General features: G+C 38.8%; 21 protein-coding genes and 1 tRNA gene. 13 read left to right on the forward strand and 9 right to left on the reverse strand.

Annotation, left to right across the window (positions count from 1 at the left end):
• The first annotated feature begins 189 nt into the window (after positions 1-189).
• The 4 genes from GGR21_RS08820 (at position 190) to GGR21_RS08835 (ending at position 4,747) form a co-directional block, all read left to right on the forward strand.
• Positions 190-1,080: an AAA family ATPase gene (locus GGR21_RS08820; protein WP_183306833.1), complete on the forward strand. Its 891-nt coding sequence runs from the start codon at positions 190-192 to the stop codon at positions 1,078-1,080.
• Positions 1,080-1,574 carry a GNAT family N-acetyltransferase gene (locus tag GGR21_RS08825; RefSeq protein ID WP_183306834.1) on the forward strand — a complete coding sequence of 165 codons (495 nt, stop codon included), beginning with the start codon at positions 1,080-1,082 and terminating at the stop codon, positions 1,572-1,574. Before GGR21_RS08820 ends, GGR21_RS08825 begins: the two co-directional genes overlap by 1 nt.
• A gap of 224 nt (positions 1,575-1,798) precedes the next feature.
• A complete protein-coding gene (locus GGR21_RS08830) occupies positions 1,799-2,095 on the forward strand; it encodes a hypothetical protein (RefSeq protein ID WP_183306835.1) in 297 nt (98 codons plus the stop codon).
• A 285-nt stretch (positions 2,096-2,380) separates the two neighbouring features.
• Positions 2,381-4,747, forward strand: coding sequence for a sodium-translocating pyrophosphatase (locus GGR21_RS08835; RefSeq protein WP_183306836.1), 2,367 nt, complete (start codon positions 2,381-2,383; stop codon positions 4,745-4,747).
• An 84-nt stretch (positions 4,748-4,831) separates the two neighbouring features.
• On the opposite strand, the gene GGR21_RS08840 is transcribed toward GGR21_RS08835, so the two are convergent.
• Together GGR21_RS08840 and GGR21_RS08845 are read right to left on the reverse strand one after the other, a co-directional pair.
• Entirely contained in the window at positions 4,832-5,827 is a 996-nt protein-coding gene (locus GGR21_RS08840) for a class II fructose-bisphosphate aldolase (protein ID WP_183306837.1), read from the reverse strand.
• Positions 5,828-5,937: 110 nt separating this feature from the next.
• On the reverse strand, positions 5,938-6,843 hold the full coding sequence (locus tag GGR21_RS08845; RefSeq protein WP_183306838.1) for a sugar phosphate nucleotidyltransferase: 906 nt from the start codon (positions 6,841-6,843) through the stop codon (positions 5,938-5,940).
• A gap of 222 nt (positions 6,844-7,065) precedes the next feature.
• Here GGR21_RS08845 and GGR21_RS08850 point away from each other — a divergent pair, with 222 nt between their 5' ends.
• From GGR21_RS08850 to GGR21_RS08860, 3 genes are all read left to right on the forward strand, one after another.
• Positions 7,066-8,202, forward strand: coding sequence for an acyltransferase (locus GGR21_RS08850; RefSeq protein WP_183306839.1), 1,137 nt, complete (start codon positions 7,066-7,068; stop codon positions 8,200-8,202).
• 372 nt (positions 8,203-8,574) lie between these two features.
• Positions 8,575-9,237 carry a B3/B4 domain-containing protein gene (locus GGR21_RS08855; RefSeq protein ID WP_183306840.1) on the forward strand — a complete coding sequence of 221 codons (663 nt, stop codon included), beginning with the start codon at positions 8,575-8,577 and terminating at the stop codon, positions 9,235-9,237.
• Positions 9,238-9,254: 17 nt separating this feature from the next.
• Positions 9,255-10,757, forward strand: coding sequence for an NAD(P)H-hydrate dehydratase (locus tag GGR21_RS08860; protein WP_183306841.1), 1,503 nt, complete (start codon positions 9,255-9,257; stop codon positions 10,755-10,757).
• Positions 10,758-10,811: 54 nt separating this feature from the next.
• On the opposite strand, the gene GGR21_RS08865 is transcribed toward GGR21_RS08860, so the two are convergent.
• The 6 genes from GGR21_RS08865 to GGR21_RS08890 all read right to left on the reverse strand — a co-directional run bounded on the left by GGR21_RS08865 (position 10,812) and on the right by GGR21_RS08890 (position 15,034).
• Positions 10,812-11,384, reverse strand: coding sequence for a 30S ribosomal protein S16 (locus GGR21_RS08865; protein WP_183306842.1), 573 nt, complete (start codon positions 11,382-11,384; stop codon positions 10,812-10,814).
• A 180-nt stretch (positions 11,385-11,564) separates the two neighbouring features.
• Entirely contained in the window at positions 11,565-11,816 is a 252-nt protein-coding gene (rpsT, locus tag GGR21_RS08870; protein WP_183306843.1) for a 30S ribosomal protein S20, read from the reverse strand.
• Positions 11,817-11,854: 38 nt separating this feature from the next.
• Positions 11,855-11,926, reverse strand: a tRNA-Glu gene (locus tag GGR21_RS08875).
• 167 nt (positions 11,927-12,093) lie between these two features.
• Positions 12,094-13,296 (reverse strand): glycosyltransferase family 87 protein, encoded by a 1,203-nt coding sequence (locus GGR21_RS08880; RefSeq protein ID WP_183306844.1) that lies wholly within the window; start codon positions 13,294-13,296, stop codon positions 12,094-12,096.
• Between the two features lie 14 nt (positions 13,297-13,310).
• The gene (locus GGR21_RS08885; RefSeq protein ID WP_183306845.1) at positions 13,311-14,102 is read right to left on the reverse strand and encodes a polysaccharide deacetylase family protein; all 792 of its coding nucleotides are present in this window, start codon (positions 14,100-14,102) and stop codon (positions 13,311-13,313) included.
• Complete coding sequence (locus GGR21_RS08890; protein WP_183306846.1) at positions 14,099-15,034, reverse strand: glycosyltransferase family 2 protein; 936 nt, start codon at positions 15,032-15,034, stop codon at positions 14,099-14,101. Before GGR21_RS08890 ends, GGR21_RS08885 begins: the two co-directional genes overlap by 4 nt.
• A gap of 239 nt (positions 15,035-15,273) precedes the next feature.
• On the opposite strand from GGR21_RS08890, the gene GGR21_RS08895 reads away from it, so the two are divergent.
• Positions 15,274-16,962, forward strand: coding sequence for a M23 family metallopeptidase (locus tag GGR21_RS08895; RefSeq protein WP_183306847.1), 1,689 nt, complete (start codon positions 15,274-15,276; stop codon positions 16,960-16,962).
• 76 nt (positions 16,963-17,038) lie between these two features.
• Here the strand turns inward: GGR21_RS08895 and GGR21_RS08900 are convergent, their stop codons facing one another.
• Positions 17,039-19,129, reverse strand: a complete 2,091-nt coding sequence (locus GGR21_RS08900) for a S9 family peptidase (protein ID WP_246348039.1) — start codon at positions 19,127-19,129, stop codon at positions 17,039-17,041.
• A 567-nt stretch (positions 19,130-19,696) separates the two neighbouring features.
• Between GGR21_RS08900 and GGR21_RS08905 the strand changes: the two genes are divergently transcribed.
• The 5 genes from GGR21_RS08905 (at position 19,697) to GGR21_RS08925 (ending at position 22,615) form a co-directional block, all read left to right on the forward strand.
• Positions 19,697-19,999 (forward strand): hypothetical protein, encoded by a 303-nt coding sequence (locus tag GGR21_RS08905; protein WP_183306848.1) that lies wholly within the window; start codon positions 19,697-19,699, stop codon positions 19,997-19,999.
• Positions 20,000-20,011: 12 nt separating this feature from the next.
• Positions 20,012-20,527, forward strand: coding sequence for an alpha-ribazole phosphatase (gene cobC / locus GGR21_RS08910; RefSeq protein ID WP_183306849.1), 516 nt, complete (start codon positions 20,012-20,014; stop codon positions 20,525-20,527).
• A gap of 40 nt (positions 20,528-20,567) precedes the next feature.
• Entirely contained in the window at positions 20,568-21,338 is a 771-nt protein-coding gene (locus GGR21_RS08915) for an Ig-like domain-containing protein (RefSeq protein WP_183306850.1), read from the forward strand.
• A 143-nt stretch (positions 21,339-21,481) separates the two neighbouring features.
• Positions 21,482-22,381: an SPFH domain-containing protein gene (locus tag GGR21_RS08920; RefSeq protein WP_183306851.1), complete on the forward strand. Its 900-nt coding sequence runs from the start codon at positions 21,482-21,484 to the stop codon at positions 22,379-22,381.
• A 42-nt stretch (positions 22,382-22,423) separates the two neighbouring features.
• On the forward strand, positions 22,424-22,615 hold the full coding sequence (locus GGR21_RS08925; RefSeq protein WP_183306852.1) for an Arc family DNA-binding protein: 192 nt from the start codon (positions 22,424-22,426) through the stop codon (positions 22,613-22,615).
• The last annotated feature ends 168 nt before the right edge of the window (positions 22,616-22,783 follow it).

The following is a 22,783-nucleotide window of genomic DNA, read 5'->3' on the forward strand; positions in this document are numbered from 1 at the left end:
ACAAAAACCCTGTCACATTGGTTCAATACCTTATAAAAACCTAACAAATGTACGTGCTTATTCTGAGAAATAGAATTAATTAAAGACCAAAAATATTGGGATTTATTAAAAAAAGCGAAAGCATTTACGAGCTTTTATACATTCTGATTAAAAACATTTATATTTGTAGTCGCATTTTAAAATATCATTATGAGTTCGGAGAAAGGAAACAATAATAAGATATTAATAGCCGTAATCGTTTTACTGATTATAGGTATGGGGATTGCGGGCTATTTCATATTCAATCAAAAGACACAAATAGAAGAACTTCAGGAAGAAAGCAGCTTGTCGAAGCAACAGCTTGAGGACGAATACGAGAGTTTGTCGATGCAATATGAAGGGTTCAAGATGAATATAAAGAACGATTCCCTGTTGCAGAAACTGACAAACGAACAGGCAAAAGTACAGCGTCTGTTAGAAGAGCTTAAAACTGTGAAGGCCGAAAATAAAGCTGAAATCTCTCGTTTGAATAAAGAACTGGCTACATTGAGACAGGTGTTAAAATCATATATCGTACAGATAGATTCATTAAACAGGGCCAATGCACAACTCAGACAGGAAAAGCAGGAGATAACTACCAAATATCACGAAACGACGCGTACCCTTAACGAAGTAACACAGCAAAAAGAAAACCTGAATGAAAAGGTGACACTGGCTGCTAAACTCGATGCAACAGGGATTAGCGTACAAGCCACCAATAACAAAGGAAAAGTCCAGAAAAAGATAAGTAAGGTGGAACGGTTGGTCATCAATTTTATGATCACTAAAAATATAACGGCTGAACCTGGAGAACGTACTATTTACGTGCGCATAATGAAGCCGGATAATGACGTGCTAACCAAGAGCCGTACAAATACTTTTGCCTTCGAAAACAGGGATATCAATTATTCGATAAAGAGAATGATAGAATACGGAGGGGAAGAGGTGCCTGTTACTATGTACTGGGATGTGGAAGAATATCTGATGCCCGGCACATACCGGATAGACATATTTGCCGATGGCAGCCGCATAGGGATGAAATCGTTTACAATGGAAGACTGATGAATATAATAGAAGCCAATAAAGATCATATATTTATAATTAAATCATTATCAGACCGTATATGGCCGCATACCTTTGCTGAAATGCTGTCGGAAGACCAGATCGCATACATGATGGATATGATGTATAGCCAAAGTTCATTGGAAAAACAGATGGATAGCGGACATCAATATCTTCTTGCCGAAGAGAACGGAGAATATCTGGGATATGTATCTTACGAGCTGAACTATCAAAACACTAATATAACCAAAGTACACAAAATATACATATTACCTTCGTTACAGGGAAGGGGTATAGGCCGTTTCTTTATCGATGTTGCAATAAAAATAGCCAAAGAGAATAACAATACGGGACTTGCCTTAAATGTAAACCGTGATAATACTAAAGCCATCAGCTTTTATGAACTAATGGGCTTCAGTATCGCAAAAAGGGAGGATAATGAAATCGGTTGCGGTTATCTCATGACCGACTATGTAATGCATAAAATATTCTGATTTCTGTCAAGTAATCAAATCATGCGAATCAGCAGTTAGATTTAAATGTTCAATTTTACTAACGCACCCTTCGGGGTTGTTTTTCATTTTGACTCGCCTTCGCTTCGTCGATCGTTGATTGGCATTGCCCAAAACGAAACAAAAGGCTAGTGCTTTGTTCCCCGCCGACCTGTCAACGGCTTGCCGGCTAAACCAAATAAACTCGCCTTCGGCTCAGACAATATTTGGTTTCACGCCGTCTTCACCGGACAGGTGCCCGTCGTAGGAACCTATGCACGGAAAGCTGGCGCACGATAAAGAATTACCCTGCCTTGTCGTGGCTTTGCCCGGTGGCATTAAGCCGTAGTGCGGGGCATCCGTCAGGTGAGAGGGGCGTGAAATGGGAAGCGTCCGCAGGACAATCTTTCCATTTAGCCCGTGAGCCTGTAACGGGTCGCACGAAGGATGAGCCACCAAAGTGTTTTTGGTTCCTTTTGGGGCTTTGGGCAAAAGGAACACAAGCAATCTTCGATTGCGCGTAGTAGAAAAGAAACGAACGATTAAATCCATCTACTGATTGGCATTAATCATTAATTTCTTATTATATATCTGTCTCAAATATGTTAAAATTTGAGACAGATCATGTTTTTTCTGTCTTTTTAGCTAAAAAAAATGCCCGAATATAATATTTGTTAATAAAAATATTATATTTGCTATGTTAACAAAGGTGGAAGGTACAATAATACTATAAAAACAAAATGGACAGCGTAACTGTTTTTATAATTTTATTGTACTTGTTTTATAACTAATCTAAAAAATCAGTACGCATGAAGAAGTTACTATCTCTCTCATTGTTTTTACTGCCGCTAAGCCTTATGGCCAGTGAAGCAGACTTAAAAGTTCCGGATTTAGGACCAGGTTACAACCTCTTATTATGGGGACTTTTAATTCTGTTGCTTGGAATAGCATTTGGCTTAGTGCAGTATTTTTACATTAAAAAATTACCCGTACATGCTTCGATGCTCAATGTATCGAAGACAATTTACGAAACATGTAAAACCTATCTTTTGCAACAAGGCAGGTTTCTTTTTTATCTGCTAATCATTATCTCGGTGGTCATGCTTATATACTTCGGCTTCCTTTCCGAACCGGAGATTGTAGCAACTGGAGAAGTCAGCAGGGTTGCATTCCTGTTATCTGTCCTCTTCTGGACAGTGCTAGGGATAGCCGGATCGTATGGCGTGGCATGGTATGGAATCCGTATCAATACACTGGCCAATTCCCGGACAGCTTTTGCATCGCTTCGCAAGCGTCCCTGGGATGTCGTGAATATTCCGCTAAAGGCAGGTATGAGTGTAGGGGTAATGCTCATTACAGTAGAGCTGATAATGATGCTCGTTATCCTCCTGTTTGTTCCGGGAGATATGGCAGGTGCTTGTCTGATCGGGTTTGCCATAGGTGAATCTCTGGGTGCGTCTGCTTTGCGTATCGCTGGCGGTATTTTTACCAAGATAGCCGACATTGGAGCCGACCTGATGAAGATTGTCTTTAACATAAAAGAAGATGATCCCCGTAATCCGGGTGTTATTGCAGACTGTACGGGCGACAATGCCGGGGATAGTGTAGGGCCGACAGCCGATGGATTCGAAACATACGGAGTTACAGGCGTTGCACTGATCTCATTTATTGTTTTGGCCGTGTTGAACGTAGAATATCAGGCCATTTTTATTGTATGGATATTCGTTATGCGTCTGATGATGCTGTTTACTTCTATTTTGTCTTATTATATCAATCAGGGGATTGCCACAGCGAAATATAGAAACTTATTAAAGTTCAATTTTGAGAATCCGCTTACAGCGCTTATTTGGATTACATCAATTATTTCTATTATAGCAACTTACATCGCCAGTTATTTCATGTTGAATGGAATGGAAAACGGACTTTGGTGGAAACTGGCATCTATTATAAGTTGTGGAACTCTGGCCGCTGCCGTTATACCTGAATTGACTAAAGCGTTTACCAGTTCCTCGTCACGCCATGTGAAAGAAGTTGTAACAGCTTCGCGCGAAGGAGGAGCATCTCTGAATATTCTATCGGGTATGGTGGCCGGTAATTTCAGCGCATTCTGGAAAGGTCTTACGATTGCGTTACTAATGGCTGTTGCGTATTTTATTTCGCAGCAGGAGCTGGGTAGTATAATGGCATACCCATCTATATTTGCTTTTGGCCTTGTTGCTTTCGGTTTACTCGGTATGGGGCCTGTTACTATTGCTGTTGACAGCTACGGGCCAGTAACAGATAATGCCCAGTCGGTATTCGAGCTGTCACGTATCGAACATTTGCCTGAGATATCTTCTGAAATAGAAAAAGACTTTGGATTTGCCCCTGATTTTGAAAAAGGGAAGGAATCTCTTGAAGAAAATGATTCTGCCGGAAATACATTTAAGGCGACGGCAAAACCTGTATTGATAGCTACCGCTGTTATTGGTGCCACAACAATGATATTTTCCATTATCCTTGTACTTGAAAAAATGGGATTGCTGGATATTAATCTGATAGCCGCACCTGTCCTCCTTGGTTTTATATGTGGTGGTGCTGTTATCTATTGGTTCTCCGGTGCGTCTATGCAGGCTGTTACAACGGGAGCGTACCGTGCCGTGGAATATATCAAAAAGCATATCAACCTGAATAAAGAAGAAGCTGATATAGAGGATTCGAAAGCGGTAGTAAAGATTTGTACCCAATATGCACAGGTGGGTATGTGGAATATTTTCCTCGCGTTGTTATTCATTACGATGGCTTTTGCATTCATCGATCCTAATTTCTTTGTGGCTTATCTTATATCTATAGCGGTATTCGGCTTGTATCAGGCAATATATATGGCAAATGCCGGAGGTGCATGGGACAATGCGAAAAAGATCGTAGAAGTGGAGCTAAAAGAGAGAAATACACCTCTTCACGAGGCGACTGTTGTGGGTGACACAGTAGGTGATCCATATAAAGACACTTCTTCTGTATCATTGAATCCAATAATTAAGTTTTCTACCTTGTTCGGATTACTGGCAGTAGAGATTGCCATATCGGAAAGCATGGCATCTTATAGTAAATGGATAGGGGTAGGATTCCTTATTGTCGCTCTGGTATTTATATACCGTTCGTTCTATGCAATGAGGATTGTAAAAAAGGAAAAATAATATAAACGAATCAATAAGCCAAAAAAAATAAGGAGTTTCATAATACGAAACTCCTCATTTTTTATATAGAATAGCTATATTTTATTAAGCTTTTCCTGCGCTGCCAAGCACTGCTTCGATTTTGTGTTTGTACAGTTTTTTAGCATTTTCACGAGCTGGGCCCAGATATTTACGTGGGTCGAATTCTGCCGGTTTATTTGCGAATACCTCACGGATAGCAGCAGTCATAGCAAGACGGCTGTCAGAGTCGATGTTGATTTTGCAAACTGCAGATTTAGCCGCTCTGCGAAGTTGTTCTTCAGGAATTCCGATTGCATCTTTCAATGCGCCACCATATTTGTTGATAGTAGCTACTTCTTCCTGAGGAACAGAAGATGCTCCGTGAAGAACGATAGGGAATCCGGGAAGTTCTTTTTCGATAGCTTCAAGGATGTCGAAACGGAGCGGCGGTGGAACTAACATACCATTAGCGTCTCTTGTACATTGTTCAGGAGTAAATTTGTTTGCTCCGTGAGAAGTACCGATAGAGATTGCCAGTGAGTCACAACCTGTTCTAGTAGCAAAGTCTACTACTTCTTCAGGTTGAGTATATGTATGGTGCTCTGCAGAAACTTCATCTTCAACACCTGCAAGTACGCCAAGTTCACCTTCTACTGTTACATCGTATTGGTGAGCGTAGTCAACCACTTTTCTTGTAAGGGCAATGTTTTCTTCGTATGGAAGGTGAGAACCGTCGATCATAACAGAAGAGAATCCTGAATCGATACAAGATTTACATGTTTCGAATGTATCGCCGTGGTCTAAGTGAAGCACTATCTGAGGTTTTTCCCATCCAAGGCTTTTTGCGTATTCAACAGCTCCCTGAGCCATGAAACGTAATAAGATTGGATTTGCATATTCGCGTGCACCTTTTGATACCTGTAGGATAACCGGAGATTTAGTTTCAGAAGCAGCAGAAACGATAGCCTGTAATTGTTCCATGTTATTGAAGTTGAAAGCTGGAATTGCATATCCGCCTTCTACCGCTTTTGCAAACATCCCTTTGGTGTTTACTAATCCTAAGTCTTTGTAATTAACCATTGTTTTCTAGTTTATTATAAATTAATTCTGTATTAATATTTTGCGTTACAAAAATAACAAATTTAAGTGAGATTTGGTTTCAAAAATAAGATAAAATAACCTTTTACCCGTCATTTCCATAGCGGGGTAGGGTATGTGCCGTTGTCTACCAGTTTTTGTATTTTTTCGACTACCGAAGGCCTGTCTTCGGCATAAGTTACACCGAACCATTTTGACGGAGTGTCCAGCACTTTCACATCGGAAATTTTATTAACGATCAGGTGGTCAACCATCAGCGGGATGAAGTATTCTGCTTTGTGGTTACCAACATTTGCATCAAGGAATTTTACGAAATATTTCTCCGAGTGTTCGAAATAATCCGGAGTGAATCCCCACATGTTCATAGATACAGGAGCATTTTCAGGTAATTCATACCAGTAATCCTCTGCGTCTTTATATTGTATCTTACCGTCTTTTCTCTCGATATGTGTGCGTTCTACCACGCTTTTCAGAAAATCGTTTTCGTCTGTTTCGCATACACCGCGCGCTACAGCACCACTTTCCGATAATGTGTTGCTTAGACGGTAGCCTACCATGCAGTAATGGTTTTCCTGTCCTTCCATTTTTTCCAATTGGCGGGCTAGTGTTTCATAACTGTCGCGTCCGTAGAAATCGTCGGCATTGATAACGGCAAATGGTTCATTGATCACATCTTTTGCCATCATCACAGCGTGGTTGGTTCCCCATGGTTTTTGTCTGTCGGGATGCAAAGTATATCCTTCGGGCAGGTTGTCCAGTTCCTGATATACAACTTCTACCGGAATATGGTTTTCATATTTGGAAACGATTTTCTCACGAAAATCCTTATCGAACGATTTCCTGATAACAAATACAACTTTTCCGAATCCGGCTTTCAGTGCATCGTAGATCGAATAATCCATGATTGTTTCACCGTTAGGACCCAGGCCATCCATTTGTTTCAGACTTCCATAGCGGCTTCCCATTCCGGCAGCTAATACATACAAGGTTGGTTTCATCTTCTGAATATTTTTTAGGTTAATTTTTGAGACACAAAGATAACTTTTTAAGCTGTAATACTGATAAAATTTTATACATATTGATCTAATCTTAGCCAAAAAGTCATAGTTAAGCCTTATTTGCTATTTTAACATCCTTTGTGAAAATATCGGACGGCTGATCTTCCAGGGCATTGTTTATTTCAGTAATTTCGGACAGCTAATAAAAAACAAATATAGACCATGAAAAATACATCTTCGGAACATATTGTGTGGGTCGATCTTTTACGGGTACTAGCCTGTTTTCTTGTTGTAGTCGCGCACAGTTGCGATCCGTTTGTAGCCCGGTTCGATACTAATCATTCAGAATTTCTCACAGGGGCTTTTATCGGTAGTCTGGTGCGTCCGTGCGTTCCGCTGTTCGTTATGATATCCGGATTGCTGTTGTTGCCTGTAAATATGGAAATGCGCGAATTTTACAGGAAGCGGGCCAGAAGGCTTTTATGGCCTTTTGTATTCTGGTCGCTGATGCTTCCTGTTTTGTATTTTCTCTATGTGAACTCGGGTATTGAAATAGTGAATCCTAATATTGTATTAGAGGATTATACGATAGGAAAGACTTTACAGAAACTATATCTGTTTATTTTCAATTTCAATTATGATACTACTGTCTTATGGTACGCATATATGCTCATAGGTCTTTATTTGTTTATGCCTGTTATCAGCGCATGGCTGGTACAGGCTGGAAAGAAGGATATTCAATGGTTTTTGCGTATCTGGGTAGTCAGTATGTTCTTGCCTTATATTCAGATGTTTGCTCCAGTATTAGGATATGAGGGCAATGGTGGAAATCTGGGCTTGTTGGGTGTATGTGAATGGAACCCGTATGGGATGTTCTATTATTTTTCGGGCTTTTTGGGATATGTCGTATTGGCTTACTACCTGAAAAGGTTTCCTTTGGAGTGGAGTATGTCCAAAGCCTTGCGGATTGCCATGCCGTTGTTCCTGGCCGGTTACGCTATTACTGCCGGAGGTTTTGTCCTTACTCAGGAATATTATCCGGGCAGCTATGCCAATCTCGAGATTATCTGGTATTTTTCGGGCATCAATGTGTTCCTGATGACTTTTGCTATATATATTGTAATGCAGAGGGTGAAGATAAAAGCATCCCCGGTCTTGTCTAAAATAGCCACACTGACGTTTGGGATATACCTTTGTCATTTTATTTTCGTGCAGTTTTCTTATGATGTAATTTATCCGAATATAGCGGTACCTGCTGTTGTAAAACTTCTTCTGGTCGCTATTCTTTCTTTTGGAATTTCCTTGCTTGTTATATGGCTTATGAGTCTGAATAAATATACCCGGAAAGTCATTATGTAATTGCATTATTTGTCGATAGCTTTATCTATAGGATATCACTGTGCTAATAATTCAATATGTCAATGTGCCAATGATAAAGAGTTCTTCAAAAAATAGAAAAACTTGTAATGTTTGTCAGGTTTTGTTTTCTGTCATGCCAGAGCGAAGCGAATATCCAATGAAAGAGATCTTTCGTTCCTCAGGATGACAAACGAGGAAAAGAAGGCGAAAATAAAAAAGAGAAATGAAGAATTAAGAATGAAATGCGTTGTTTACTGATAACTGAATCTGTCAGGTTTTGGTTGAAAATGCTGCAAAAGTGTAACTTTTGTAACTTTTTCACAATAAAATAATTTATTAAATAGTTATATATCAGATAGAAGTAAAATATAAATGTTAAAAATAACTGTATCGGAAGAGATTAAGAATATATGTCCCTGTTTTTCAGGAGTTGCCATATTTGCGAAAGTAAAGAACAGTATATATAATGAAAAATTGTGGGAAGAGATTAATAGCCTTACTAAGGAGTATAGGGAAACGCATGAAATAGAGGATATTAAGAAAAACCCTGTCATCGAAGCAACCCGCATGGCATATAAACGCCTGGGAAAAGATCCTAATCGCTACCGTCCGTCTTCCGAAGCTTTGTGCCGGAGGATACTGCGCGATATTCCCTTATATCAGATAGATACGCTTGTCGATCTTATTAATTTGGTCTCTATCAGGACAGGCTACTCTATAGGTGGCTTTGATGCAGATAAAATTCATGGAGATTCTCTTACCCTTGGTGTGGGAAAGGCAGATGAGCCTTATGAAGCCATTGGTCGCGGTATAATGAATATCGAAGGACTTCCTGTTTACAGGGATGCCATAGGTGGAATAGGTACTCCGACCAGCGACCACGAACGGACAAAGATAAGTTTGGAGACCACCAGTTTTCTGGCTATTATAAACGGATATAGTGGTAAGGCAGGGGTAGAAGAAGCTGCAGTATATATGCAGGATTTATTGAAAGAATTTGCCGGTTCGGATGGAGGAACGATTATTTATTTCTAAAAAATAAAAATGGTACTATGAAAATACTAACAGGAAGTCAGATTAAGGAAGCAGATCAATATACTATCAAGAATGAACCGATAGATTCTATAGCCCTTATGGAGAGAGCTTCGAATGCTATCGCACAGTGGGTGTGTGAAAATATTGACAAAACCATTTCATTGCTGTTCCTCGTAGGAAAAGGCAATAATGGGGGAGATGGCCTGGCCGTTGCCCGTATTTTGTTTCATGCAGGTTATGATTGTTTAGTTTGTATGCTGACTGATAAGGAAGACGAACTTAGTGAGGAATGTCGTTATAATCTGGAAAGATTACCGAAATATGTCAGGTTTGACTCGCCTTCGCTTCGTCGATTTTCAATTGTCAGGTTTTCTGATTTAGAGCCAGATGCTATTATTATAGATGCGTTGCTCGGCTCGGGGGTAAAAGGAGATCTTAGGGAGCCTTTATCTGAAATTATCGATCAGGTTAATGGATTGCCGAATAAAGTCATATCAGTCGATCTGCCATCAGGTATGAAGACGGAATTTGGTAATGCCGGGCAAAGTATTATCAAAGCCGGTGTAACACTCACTTTAGAGTTTCCTAAATTGGCGATGTTGTTGCCGGAAGCCGGAGAATACTGTGGTGACATAAAAATACTGCCGATAGGGTTAAGCAAAGACTTTATTGATAAAGCTATAACTGAATATCATTATATTACAAATGATCTAATAAAAGGGATTGTTCGTAAGCGTGATAAATTCGCACATAAAGGTATATATGGTCATGCCTTGCTTATCTGTGGATCGCGAGGAATGTCAGGAGCAGCGGTCTTGTGTGCCGGAGCTGCTCTTCGGTCAGGATGTGGATTGGTGACAGTTCATTTGCCTCAATTAGAGAGATTCTCTTTACAGGCCATCTATCCATCGGCAATGACAAGTCTTGATAATGACGATTGTTTTTCGGAATTGCCTGAAAATCTGGATAATTACTCGGCAATTGGTATCGGTTGTGGATTGGGCAAAGCTCCAAGAACAATTAAGACGTTTGAACTATTGTTGAAGAGTTCAACAAAACCAATGGTAATAGATGCTGATGCTTTGAATATACTGGCTGACAATTATGAATTGAGACAGTTTGTACCGGAAGGTTCCATACTTACCCCTCATCCGGGAGAACTGAAAAGGCTTGTCGGTGAATGGAAAGATGAACAGGAGAAAATACTATTGGTTCGGGAATTAGCTGCAAACCTTAAATCGGTGATTATTGTAAAAGGTGCTCACACGATGGTTTGCTTGCCCGGTGGTAACTGCTATTTTAATTCAACGGGGAATAGTGGTATGGCAAAGGGAGGTAGCGGCGATGTATTGACGGGTTATGTCACGGGTTTGCTGGCAAGAGGGTATAACAATTGGCAGGCGGCCATACTGGGCGTATATATACACGGACTGGCGGGAGACAGAGCTTCTGTTAGATACGGACTGGAAGCGATGAATAGTAAGGATTTGATAGATGAATTAACTCTTGATATAAAATAATATGAGCCCGGTATAGTACCGGGCTCATATTATAAACCTATCTGAATTTTTATTTTATTCAGCGCTTTTTTCTTCTGCAGGAGTTTCTGCTTCTGCAACCGGAGTTTCAGCTACGTCTTCAGCAGGTGCAGCTTCTTCAACTTCGGCTTCTGCGGCGGCAGCATTTTCTTCGGCTTTTTTCTGAGCTACGGCAGCGGCTTTAGCTTTGTTTGCAGCTTGTTCAGCTTCTAAACGGGCTTTGGCGTCGGCTTTAGCTTTAGTTTCGTTTTTGTTGATGACTGCCTGAGTTCCTTTTTCTTTCTCAGATTGCCATGCTTCAAATTTCTTGTCGGCATCAGCTTCAGTGAAAGCACCTTTGGCAACACCACCTAAAAGGTGTTTCTTAAGTAGAACTCCTTCTTTAGAAAGTATGTTACGTGTAGTGTCGGTAGGTTGAGCACCAACTTGTAACCAGTACAAAGCCCTGTCGAAGTTTAATGTTATTGTAGCAGGGTCGGTATTTGGATTGTATGTACCAACCTTTTCAATAAATCTTCCATCACGTGGAGCTCTGCTATCTGCAATGACGATATGGTAAAAAGGGTAACCTTTGCGTCCTCGTCTTTGTAAACGGATCTTTGTAGCCATTTTCTTTCTTTGTTAATTTTAATTATACATAATTGTTATTAGCGGGTGCGAAGATAAGTATAAGTTCTGGTATAACAAGCGGATAATGATGAAAATTTAGATATTTGTGCAATAAAAAAGACCAAGCATTTAAACCTGGCCTTTTGTCGTTATATAATGTTTATATTAGTATCTTCTCTCTTACAAAGAATTTACATGCGCGGCAAGCTTCGATTTCAAGTTGCCCGCTTTGTTCTTATGAATAACGTTCTTCTTAGCTAGTCTGTCAAGCATAGAACATACAGAAGGATATAGTTTTTGAGCTTCTGCTTTATCTGTTAGTGTACGAAACTTCCTAACAGCATTCCGTGTTGTTCTTGCTACATATCTATTTCTCAAGCGTCTAACTTCCGCTTGTCTGATTCTTTTTTCTGCTGATTTATGATTTGCCATCTTGACTAATCCTTATGTTTTATATTTTATTACTTTTGTAGCCCATAGGGGAGTCGAACCCCTCTTTCAAGAATGAAAATCTTGCGTCCTAACCGATAGACGAATGGGCCATCCTGTGGAGTTTCTCTGTATTTACAGTATCTTTCTCCTGCGATTGCGGATGCAAAGGTAAATCATTTTTGATTATGTGCAAATTTTTGATACTGTTTTTTTTGAAAATCTTTAACCTTTGTCGCTATGGTGTTGAAATTCAATGTTGTTTTCTTGTGAAAGAAATTCATACGCCTTCTCCTTTCTCAATATAAACCGATGAAAACTGGGTTTCCGGCGCTTTCTTCATCTTCAATATTTGGTATATAAGGGTAAGCCATGTGATAAGAAATGGCAAGGATTTCAGAGCGTATTTTCTCACTATTTCTCTTTTCACATATGACGGTGCTAAGTCTGATGCACCTAATAGCGATAAGACGATCATAAATACAAGTAGGAAAATCACATATTTGCTATAAGGTTTTTCCTGTATAATAAACCAGATACCAAACCCCGCAGTGGCTATTATATATGTGCATGATTCCGAACCGGAGCTGAATAATACGATGAACATCAGTGTTGAGGCCAGTAATGCCAACTGATATCTTGTATCATTGTACATATCTGTTCTTAAATATTGTAATGCAAACAGGAGTATGGCAGGGACGATTATTGTAATACTGGAAATGTCATGTCCAAAAATCCTTTGTATCATACCCGAAGCCGATATATTTTGCATAATAGATGTGATATTATCACTGTTTTTACCTGTAAGGGATTCATACCAGTCAGCGTAACTTTGTATTACAAATTCAGGTGATGAAAACAACATGGGTAAGGCAAAGAAAACAGCGCACCAGAATAAGAAGTATCCTATGAACTTTATTTTTTGTTTCGAGAAGAAGAAGAATGCCAATCCTACTATCCCATATAATTTGATGAAGAATCCTAGAGCTATCAGACAGGTCGCCCAAAAATCATTCTCTTTTCTTATAAAGATAAAAGCACCTATAACAAAGGCGGCTATCATAGTATTTGTCTGGCTATTCAAGGCATTGGTATATAATGGCTCCATACAAATCCAAAAGATTATAACTTTTGCCATCCATTGTATAGGTAATTTATATATAGCAATAAATAGTGTTGTCGCAATGGCCAGTTCCCATAATAAACTACCTATGTTATCGGGTAGTAAAGCAAATGGAGCTATAACGAGGCTGAAAATAGGTCCGTAATGGTTCGAATCGTTATGCTGGCCCGGATATTGGGCATACAGATTAACCTGTTCTATGAGGTGGTAATAAGAGTATTTGAATATATAATAATTATTGCCGATTCCTCTGGTTATATGTTTTATCCCCGCAAGTAATGGGATAAGGAACCAGATAGACATAATAAATCGTTTGTCCCTGAATATCGGTTTTTGAAAAAAGGTTAATATAGCATTCATTATTAACAGGTTAATTATTTATTGCTTATTGCCTGCACAAAATCGCATGTGCGTTCAAATTCATATCCTTTATGTTTACACCATATAATGAAATCGTTCATCCTTTTAACCATTCTGTTGTCTGTATTGCGTGTAACATAAAAAGGAAAGTTGTATTTCTTCTTAGGACCTATGTCCATAAATTCCCACGGATGAAAATAAGTATTCAGATATCCGTCTTTCTTCACTGTACGCTTTACAAAGCCACGGTATAACGATGCCGGTAAATTATGAAAAGATATCCAGAACAAAGGGAACCGTAATAATGGACTGACTGACGCAGGCAATTGCAGTACATTTTCCCTGTAAAAATAGGTTCGAGGCTCATTCAGCTTATTATATCTACCCGGCAAATATGTAGGGTTAATAGACGAATTATATATATAGCCGGCTTTGTATACCTCTTCTTCAGGTACGGGCATCATCCGTGCCATGCGATAGCCATATACAGGAATATTTCCTATTTCTTCCAGTATATCTTTTGATAGCTTCAGGTGATGAGGTTCGAAGTGATCATGTACATAACCGTGTGAAGCCAGTTCGTGCCCTTCTTTTACTATTCTGTGTACAATGTGTTTTGCATGTTGCGCAAAGTTGGCCGTAGTATAGAATGTTCCTTTTATATCATGCTGCTTTAGCAGATCTAATATACGTTCGGTTCCCTTTATTGATACTTCCATTTGCAGATCGAAAGGTATGGGATTGCCATATTCACGGGGCATTTCAAACTCTTCTATATCGAAACTTAGTAATATTCTGGATGTCATTCTCTTTCTGTTAAATTTGTGCTGCGTACAATATATGGAGGATAACCTTTAGTCTGAGCAAAGATACGTCCGATATATAGTCCTATAATACCTAAAATAAATAATTGTAATCCCCCGAGAAAAGATATAGTGAGTATCAATGAAACCCATCCGGCTTTGGCATGTCCAATAAAAAAACTGATGGCGGCATAAGGTATAAATAATAAAGATAACAATGCTATTATAAATCCCAGATACAAAGATATCTGTAAAGGTTTTGAACTAAATGAAATAACTCCGAGGGCTGCCATACGGAGCATTTTTTTTATGGTATATTTGGTTGATCCGGATAATCGTTTATCAGGCTGGTAATCTATTGCATATTGTTTAAACCCTATCCAGTTTACCAGCCCTCTGATGAAGAGATCGCCACCTTTTATATTGACTAAAACATCAGCTGCATGCCTGTCCATTAATCTGAAATCGGCTGCACCTTTCTCCATTTTTATATCAGATACTGCATTCAGGAATTTATAGAAGTATTTGGATGATATTCTTTTGAATAATCCTAATGATGGATCACATTCCCTGCGGGTATATACAATATCGTACCCTTCTTCCCACTTTTGTATAAACTCAGGCAGTAAACGGGGTGGATGCTGCATATCTGCATCCATCGAGATGACGCAATCTCCACTCGCATGGTCTATTCCCGCTTTTAATGCGTTTTGATGTCCAAAATTGCGTGAAAACTCGATATAAAAGAGATTTTCATCATTTTGTGATAATTCTTCCAGTAATTCCTGGCTTCCATCTACGCTTCCGTCGTTCACGGCGATTATTTCATACTGATAACCTGTCGGTTTTATATTCTCGTGAATGGCATTTATGACGGTAGGTAAATTCGTGTATTCATTATAGCAACAAATGACTATAGATATTTTACCGGGCATTCTCATAAGAAAGTTTAAGATAATTGATGTTTAGTGTTACTCGAAAAAATATATGTTGTTCTATCAGTCTCCAAAAATATACTATTTAAGTGAAATACTCAACAAATTGTTTTGTAAATATTTACCTATAGATAAATAAAGAATATTTTGATGACAAACTCTTAACGGGGTGGCGCTTTTTGTTATAGTCGCTAATTTCCTCTACTTTTGTGTGTCTTAAACGAACTTAAATACGAATAATGAAAAAGATATATATCCTCATAGTCACATATATTATAGTTATTGGCCTTGTTGCACAAAACCAATACCAGTCGCCACTCGATATACCAATTGTTCTCAGTGCCAATTTCGGGGAATTGCGTCCCAATCATTTTCATTCGGGAATCGACCTGAAAACACAGGCTGTGGTTAATAAACCTGTTTATTCTATTGCCGACGGATATGTGTCCCGTATATCGGTTTCGCCTTCAGGATATGGACTGGCACTTTATATAGATCATCCAGCAACAGGGCATACCAGTGTTTATGGTCACCTGAACAGCTATGCTCCCTCAATCGCAAAATACCTCAAAGAAAAGCAATATGAAAAAGAGTCTTATCGCATAGATATTTCTTTAGATTCAGCTGCATTGCTTGTGAAAAAAGGCGAATTGATCGCGTATAGTGGCAACACGGGATCTTCAGGTGGTCCACACGTACATTTCGAAATAAGGAATAGTGCCGATCAGCTGGCTCTTGATCCATTGGTTTATTATAAAACGCAGATCAAGGATGCTGTACCTCCGCAACTGAAAGGTATTGCTATCTATCCTGTTGCGGGTGAGGGGGTGGTAAATAACAACCGGAATCCTTTCCGTGAAACAATTACTACCCTGAAAGACGGAAATTATTCTCAACCAAAGGATTCCATAAAGGCATGGGGCAGGATAGGGATTGGTGTATATGCAAACGACCGTATGACCGGTACTTCTAATATATATGGAGTAAAGAATGTCCGTTTATTGTTCGATGAAAAGGAGGTATTCTCATCGGACATCACTTCTGTCGATTTTAACAATACCCGAATGATCAACAGTATGATAGATTATAACTATTGGTATAGTAAAAGAGCGTTTTATCAGAAGTCTTTTATAGAACCGGGAAACAAACTGCAGATTTATAAAGCACAGAATGATGGCTATATAAATATAGATCAGGAGAAAGTATATAAACTACGATACGAATTGGAGGATTTATATGGCAACCGTACCAGTTATACTTTTAATGTAATAGGGAAAAAACAGGATATTCCCGATGAAAAGAAACATACTCAAAAGATGAAATGGGATGAAGATAATCATTTCTCGGCAGACTTGTTTTCCATTACTATTCCTAAAGGCAATCTTTATAATGATCTGTCTTTTGCGTTTGAACGTAAACAGGCTCCCGGTCGTATCTCTTCCATGTATAAGGTCAATGATGAATATGTGCCGCTACACGGCTTTTGCAATATAACCATAAAGCTGACCAAAGATTCCCTGCCCGATAAATCTCAATATGGTATTGTGCGTATCAATGCTAAAGGTGATGAATCGTGGATTGGCGGAAAATATAACAATGGTGCTGTGACCGTCGGCATACGCGATCTGGGGCATACTTATGCTGTGAGCTCTGATTGTAAGGCTCCGGTTATTACTCCCGAACAGCCTGCAAGGTGGGTTGCAAATCAAAGAATCGTAATACGGGTAACAGATGATAAGAGTGGAGTTGCTTCATATAAAGGTACTATCGATGGAGAATATGCACTGTTCGAGCATGATGTGAAGAAGCCACTCTACATTTATAAATTCGATCACGAAAGACTAAAGAAAGGCAAGGTGCATAAACTGGTATTTATTGCTACTGACGGTTGTGGTAACGAGAGTAGGTATGAATATGAACTTAAATAATTGAAAGTGGAGAATTGAAAGTTGAAAATTATTTGATATCACTTTCAACTTTCAATTCTCCACTTTCAACGTTCCTCTATTTCAGATAGGTGTCGAACCAGCGTTTAAATTCTCTTTGGAAAAGAATTGCGTTTTGCGGTTGCGCAATCCAATGGTTTTCACCGGGGAATACCAGCATACGGGCCGGGATTCCTCTCAGCTTGGCGGCATTGAATGCCTGCATACCTTGCGAGGCTAATATACGGTAATCCAGTTCACCGTGTGTTATCATAATAGGGGTATCCCATTTGTCAACAAACTTGTGAGGAGAATTGGCAAACGAATTTTGAGCGATTTTATTACCCTTGTCCCAGAATGGACCGCCTAAGTCCCAATTGGCAAACCACATCTCTTCAGTTTCAAGATATTGCGACTCTGTATTGAATATACCGGCATGAGCCAGGAACGCTTTAAATCGTTTATTGTGATTTCCTGCAAGCCAGTATACCGAAAATCCTCCATAGCTGGCACCAGTACAACCTAATTTGGTTTCGTCTACGAATGGTTCTTTGGTCATTGCATCGATTGCAGACAGATAGTCTTTCATGTTCTGGCCACCATAATCGCCACTGATCTGTTCAAGCCATTCCTGACCAAATCCCGGTAGTCCCCTGCGGTTTGGGGCAACAACAATATAACCGTTAGCTGCCATTATCTGCATATTCCAGCGGTACGACCAGAACTGGCTTACTGTATTTTGAGGCCCCCCCTGACAATATAAGAGTGCCGGATATTTTTTGTTGGGATCAAAATCAGGCGGATAAATCACCCATGTCAGCATTTTCTTGCCATCGGTAGTCGCTATCCATCTTTCTTCAACATTGCCCATTTTCAATTGGCTGAGGATCTCTTTATTTTCAAAAGAGAGTTCGGTAGCTTCTCCGTTAGCCGTATTCACCGCATATATCTCATTTGGTTGCGACATTGAGTGGCGAAGGGCGATCAGTTTATCGCCGGCAATGCCAAACGATTCATAGTCATACTGGCCTTTTGTTATCTGCGCAATCTCTTTGGTATGGATATAAGCCCTGAATAAATGTGTTTTAGCTTCTACGCAAGAAATAAAGTAGATGCTTTCATTATCTTCATTCCAAGCCAGATAGTCGGTGTTATAGTCGAAATTCTCTGTTACATATATTTTTTCTTTCGAAGAAAGGTTCATGACGAACATTCTGTCTTTGTCAGATTCATATCCGTCCCTTTCTCTGCTTTGCCATGCAATATATTTGCCATCGGGAGAAAATACAGGATTCGTGTCATACCCCATCATTCCTTCGGTAAGGTTTACCGTTTCTTTAGTTTCGATATTATATAGATATATATCCGAGTTGGTCGACAAGGCATATTCCATTCCGGTTTTCTTACGACAGGTGTATGCGATGGATTTACTGTCGGGGCTCCATGCCAGTTGTTCAGTTCCTCCGAAAGGCATCATTGGGCACTCATATGGTTCACCTTCCAGTATGTCAACACCTGCTGTCATCTTTGAGCCGTCATAATCCGCAACAAATGTATGGGGTATTTCTTCTACCCACTGATCCCAGTGCTTATACATTAAATCGTCTTCAATACGTCCGGTAGCTTTCGGCAGGTCAGGATATTTATCGGCGGCGCGTTCCCCGTATTTTATATTTTTGATATACATTATTTTCTTTTCATCCGGTGAGTATGTAAAACCATCGATTCCACCGTCTATATCGCTTACCTGTACACGTCCGGTTCCATCAGGATTCATTTCCCATATTTGCGACGAGCCGCTTTCGCTACTCAGAAAAGCAATTTTAGAACCGCCTTTTATCCATTTGGCATTATTCTCACTTTTGGGAGTATTGGTGATCTGCTTTTTATCGGAACCGTCAATATTCATAACAAAAAGCTCACGATTAGATTTGTTCTGTTCTATACTTATATAAGTTGTACCGTACAGAACTTTTGATTTATCAGGCGAAACCTGTACATCAGATACACGGCCGAAACTATATAGTATTTCGGGTGTCATAATGCCATCATCAGCTTTTATCGTCACTTTTCCTATGATAGGTGCCTGGTCTGTGTCTGTTTTCTTATCCGGAGATCCACATCCAACTACAGTTGCACCAATAAGTAATGCCATAATTGATTTGTTCATATTAATTAATTTAGTGATATGTTTATCGTATATCAGTTTTTAAGTATTCAAAGGTATTTCTTTTTTAATATACATCAAAAAGCTATACGATAAACTTGTAGAAAAAACAGATAAAGTGTGTTGTTTGTAAATATTTGATTACCAGTGTATTGCTGTTTAAAAAGTTACAAAAGTTACACTTTTGTAATATTATAATTCTTTAATGTTTAGACGAAAACCTGACAAACCTGACAAAATTTTTTACTAATAGGAGGGTGTGTCAAAAGTCTTCTATTGTGTATTTTGTCATCCTGAACGGAGGTGAAGGATCTCCTGTATATCTTTGTGGAGATATTTCGCTATCGCTCAACATGACAAAAGAAAGTAAGACCTTACTTTTTTGATACATCCTTGTTTTTAATAAAAATCTGACAGATTTTTTTACACTCTTTTTCAAAGATCTCCTTATCAATTTCTAATTAATATATTATAGATAAATAACTTTTCACATTATGCAGTTTTAGCTAACGAAATGATATTATTTTTTACCTTTGCTTATATCGCTTATTGCTAAAATTAGAAAAGGAGATGGATGAAAACAGGAAAAAAGCTTACAGATATCTGCTCTACCGGGCCATCGTTTGGGGAAAGGCTAATAGAAGTACAAGGGTTTCATTAAATCCTATTGAAATAAAAAAAGACGCTGATCGGCTTAAAATGTTGGGCGCACTAAACTATTGGTTACACAATCTGGCATATTATAATTATATGGACGATTGGGAAGGATTTAAAGAAGAATTGTTCTGGAAAGACTATGAGGAATTTTGGCTTAAGCAGTTTCCTGAACATAATTATTTTAAAGATATATTTGAGAAAGAATTACATTTATAGGATAGAAAACCGATGAAAATTCACATTGTTCGCCATACTGCAGTCGATGTTGAAGGCCTTTGTTACGGTCAAACCGATGTCCCCCTAAAAGGTAGCTTCGAACAGGAAGCGGAAATAGTAAAACAAAAACTAAAAAATGTTCCTTACGATGCTGTTTTGTCCAGCCCCCTGAGTAGAGCAAAGAGGTTGGCTGAATATTGTGGATATACAGATATTCAATTGTTCGACCGCCTCAAAGAAATGCATATGGGCGATTGGGAAATGAAAGAGTGGAGTGAGATGGATGTCTCGGAATGGGAAAAGGATTGGGTGGATACTCCTACACCTAACGGGGAATCTTTTATGCAATTGTATTATCGTGTATCCTCCTTGTTAGATGAACTCAAGACAAAGGATTATTCCTCTGTAATCATTTTCGCACACGGCGGTGTCATCAATTGTTTTCGTATATATTTCGGAAAATCCGAGTTGACCGGTGCTTTTGAGAATATGCCTGAATACGGTGAAGTCATGGAATTTGAATTATAATTTTTACATTTGTGTAGTATTATAATAAAAGTCCATGATTATGAGAAAGATCAATTATCTATTACTTATTCTTTTTGCTTTATCGTTTGCCGCATGTGATGACGATGATGAAGTGTCTTCCTTAACACTCTCCAGTACCGAATTAACTATGTATTCCCAAGGTACTACCAGTATTCTGGTTCAGGGCAACGGAGGATACACTGCTTCTTCATCCGATGAAGAAATAGCAACAGTAAGTATTGATGGAGATGCTGTTCTGATTAAAGGTAAAAAAGTAGGAAAAGCAACGATAACCGTAAAAGACAAGAAAGATAAAACCGCTGAAATAGAAGTTACTTTGTATGAAGAAAATTATACATATAAAATTCTGGGTTCTGATATTTTTCTGGTAAGGGGCGAGGTCGCAGATAATATTCTTAACGAAATAAAAGGTGATATCCAACAGTTTTATCCTGCAGAAAACGGAAATCTATACCGTTTTGTACGTAATAACAGAATGGAAGGTATATTAACTATACATCCTTCCGGATCGGAACAAGTTCTTTATAAGGGTTCATTCATGGCCGGTAAGGCGTCTTATGATATAATGAGGATGGATATAAAAGAAAATGTCTATTATTATTTTGCCTATGAAGATGAAACAAAAGAAAAATCTGCGGCTATAGGGGGTGGCTCTTCTTTGCCTTTTACCTTTTATGATAAACTGATACTGGTTTATAACTGTACCGACTATTATAAGGAAAAATATCCATCTGCGGGTATTGAATATATGGCTTTCGGGCAGTATCTGGAATCCGTTGATATCGATTAAAAGGATTATACGATTTAATAGATAAAAAGTGGGGAATTTATTTCTCACTTTTTTTGTTTAAAAAAATTGAATAATAATTTGGCGATTCTGAAAATTATAATTACTATTGTGATATCATTTTAATATCATAATAAATAGATAATATGGAAACACAGGAGAAGAAATTTGAAGGGACAAAGATTTCCGGATTTTTAGCATTGTTTTTAGGAGTAGCGCTTATTGCTTTGTTTGTGTGGATAATAATGTTTGAGCAAACCTGGTCTGTGGCATTAGGTATAATAGGAATAATACTTACCATACCGGCTGTATTTTACGGCCTGGTAATGATAGAGCCGAATGAAACAAGGGTAATGATATTCTTTGGTAAATATAAAGGGACACTTACTGATAATGGTTTCTTTTGGGTGAATCCATTTTATGCTACCCGCAGAATTCCCATTCGTGCCCGTAACCTTGATATAGAACCGGTAAAAGTGAATGACAAAGTAGGAAATCCCATTATGATAGGAGCGGTATTGGTTTGGCGGGTAAAGGATACCTATAAAGCTTCATTCGATATAGATTCTGCCGGACGAAGTGTGATGACCGCAGCATCAAATTTTGTAAAAATACAGAGTGATGCGGCTCTTCGTCAGGTGGCAGGAATGTATGCTTACGACAATAACAATCATGAGGCAGACGCTATAACTCTTCGCTCTGATGGGGACGAGGTGAGTCAAAAGCTGGAAGATGAATTGAATAGCCGTCTTGCCATTGCCGGGATAGAAGTGATAGAAGCCCGTATAAACTATTTGGCTTATGCAGCTGAAATAGCCAGTGTGATGCTTCGTCGCCAACAGGCTGACGCTATTATTGCCGCCCGTGAAAAAATTGTCGAAGGTGCGGTAAGTATGGTACAACTGGCATTAGACAAACTGCAAAAGGATGGAATAGTGGAACTGGATGAAGAGCGTAAGGCAGCGATGGTAAGCAATCTGCTGGTTGTATTATGCGCCGACGAAGCAGCACAGCCTATCGTAAATGCAGGCACATTGCATCATTGAAAAAATATAGAAGGAAATAAATCAAATTTGTTACAACTGCTTGTGGCTAAGAAAGAAAAAGAATCTAATGTAAAAAGTTTCGTTTTGCGTGTCGATCAGGAAATGATGGATGCCATCGAGAAATGGGCTGCCGATGAATTCCGCAGTACCAACGGGCAGATACAATATATTCTGGATCAGGCATTGCGCAAGGCGGGAAGGATTAAAAAAGGAAAAGACGAAAAAAAGGAATAAAAGATTAAAAAACGGATAACATTATCCGTTTTTTCTTGTTTATATAAGGGTAAAAGGAGTCTGTAAGGTAAAAAGATTTGGTATATATGGCTTATTTTATCTCATATTGTATTATCTTTGTGCCGTAGATATGTACAGAAACTTTGCAATTACAACTACGAATTTAGA

The organism is Dysgonomonas hofstadii, assembly GCF_014196915.1.
Lineage (GTDB): Bacteria > Bacteroidota > Bacteroidia > Bacteroidales > Dysgonomonadaceae > Dysgonomonas > Dysgonomonas hofstadii.

Bases quoted from the DNA above. Each gene is read 5' to 3' on its own strand.
- GGR21_RS08865 (WP_183306842.1), bottom strand. From the start codon at position 11,384: ATGGCTACAAAGATCCGTTTACAAAGACGAGGACGCAAAGGTTACCCT.
- cobC (WP_183306849.1), top strand. From the start codon at position 20,012: ATGAAAATTCACATTGTTCGCCATACTGCAGTCGATGTTGAAGGCCTT.
- GGR21_RS08835 (WP_183306836.1), top strand. From the start codon at position 2,381: ATGAAGAAGTTACTATCTCTCTCATTGTTTTTACTGCCGCTAAGCCTT.
- GGR21_RS08890 (WP_183306846.1), bottom strand. From the start codon at position 15,034: ATGCCCGGTAAAATATCTATAGTCATTTGTTGCTATAATGAATACACG.
- GGR21_RS08820 (WP_183306833.1), top strand. From the start codon at position 190: ATGAGTTCGGAGAAAGGAAACAATAATAAGATATTAATAGCCGTAATC.
- GGR21_RS08845 (WP_183306838.1), bottom strand. From the start codon at position 6,843: ATGAAACCAACCTTGTATGTATTAGCTGCCGGAATGGGAAGCCGCTAT.
- GGR21_RS08840 (WP_183306837.1), bottom strand. From the start codon at position 5,827: ATGGTTAATTACAAAGACTTAGGATTAGTAAACACCAAAGGGATGTTT.
- GGR21_RS08885 (WP_183306845.1), bottom strand. From the start codon at position 14,102: ATGACATCCAGAATATTACTAAGTTTCGATATAGAAGAGTTTGAAATG.
- GGR21_RS08860 (WP_183306841.1), top strand. From the start codon at position 9,255: ATGAAAATACTAACAGGAAGTCAGATTAAGGAAGCAGATCAATATACT.
- GGR21_RS08905 (WP_183306848.1), top strand. From the start codon at position 19,697: ATGGATGAAAACAGGAAAAAAGCTTACAGATATCTGCTCTACCGGGCC.
- rpsT (WP_183306843.1), bottom strand. From the start codon at position 11,816: ATGGCAAATCATAAATCAGCAGAAAAAAGAATCAGACAAGCGGAAGTT.
- GGR21_RS08920 (WP_183306851.1), top strand. From the start codon at position 21,482: ATGGAAACACAGGAGAAGAAATTTGAAGGGACAAAGATTTCCGGATTT.
- GGR21_RS08915 (WP_183306850.1), top strand. From the start codon at position 20,568: ATGAGAAAGATCAATTATCTATTACTTATTCTTTTTGCTTTATCGTTT.
- GGR21_RS08900 (WP_246348039.1), bottom strand. From the start codon at position 19,129: ATGAACAAATCAATTATGGCATTACTTATTGGTGCAACTGTAGTTGGA.
- GGR21_RS08825 (WP_183306834.1), top strand. From the start codon at position 1,080: ATGAATATAATAGAAGCCAATAAAGATCATATATTTATAATTAAATCA.
- GGR21_RS08895 (WP_183306847.1), top strand. From the start codon at position 15,274: ATGAAAAAGATATATATCCTCATAGTCACATATATTATAGTTATTGGC.
- GGR21_RS08850 (WP_183306839.1), top strand. From the start codon at position 7,066: ATGAAAAATACATCTTCGGAACATATTGTGTGGGTCGATCTTTTACGG.
- GGR21_RS08855 (WP_183306840.1), top strand. From the start codon at position 8,575: ATGTTAAAAATAACTGTATCGGAAGAGATTAAGAATATATGTCCCTGT.
- GGR21_RS08880 (WP_183306844.1), bottom strand. From the start codon at position 13,296: ATGAATGCTATATTAACCTTTTTTCAAAAACCGATATTCAGGGACAAA.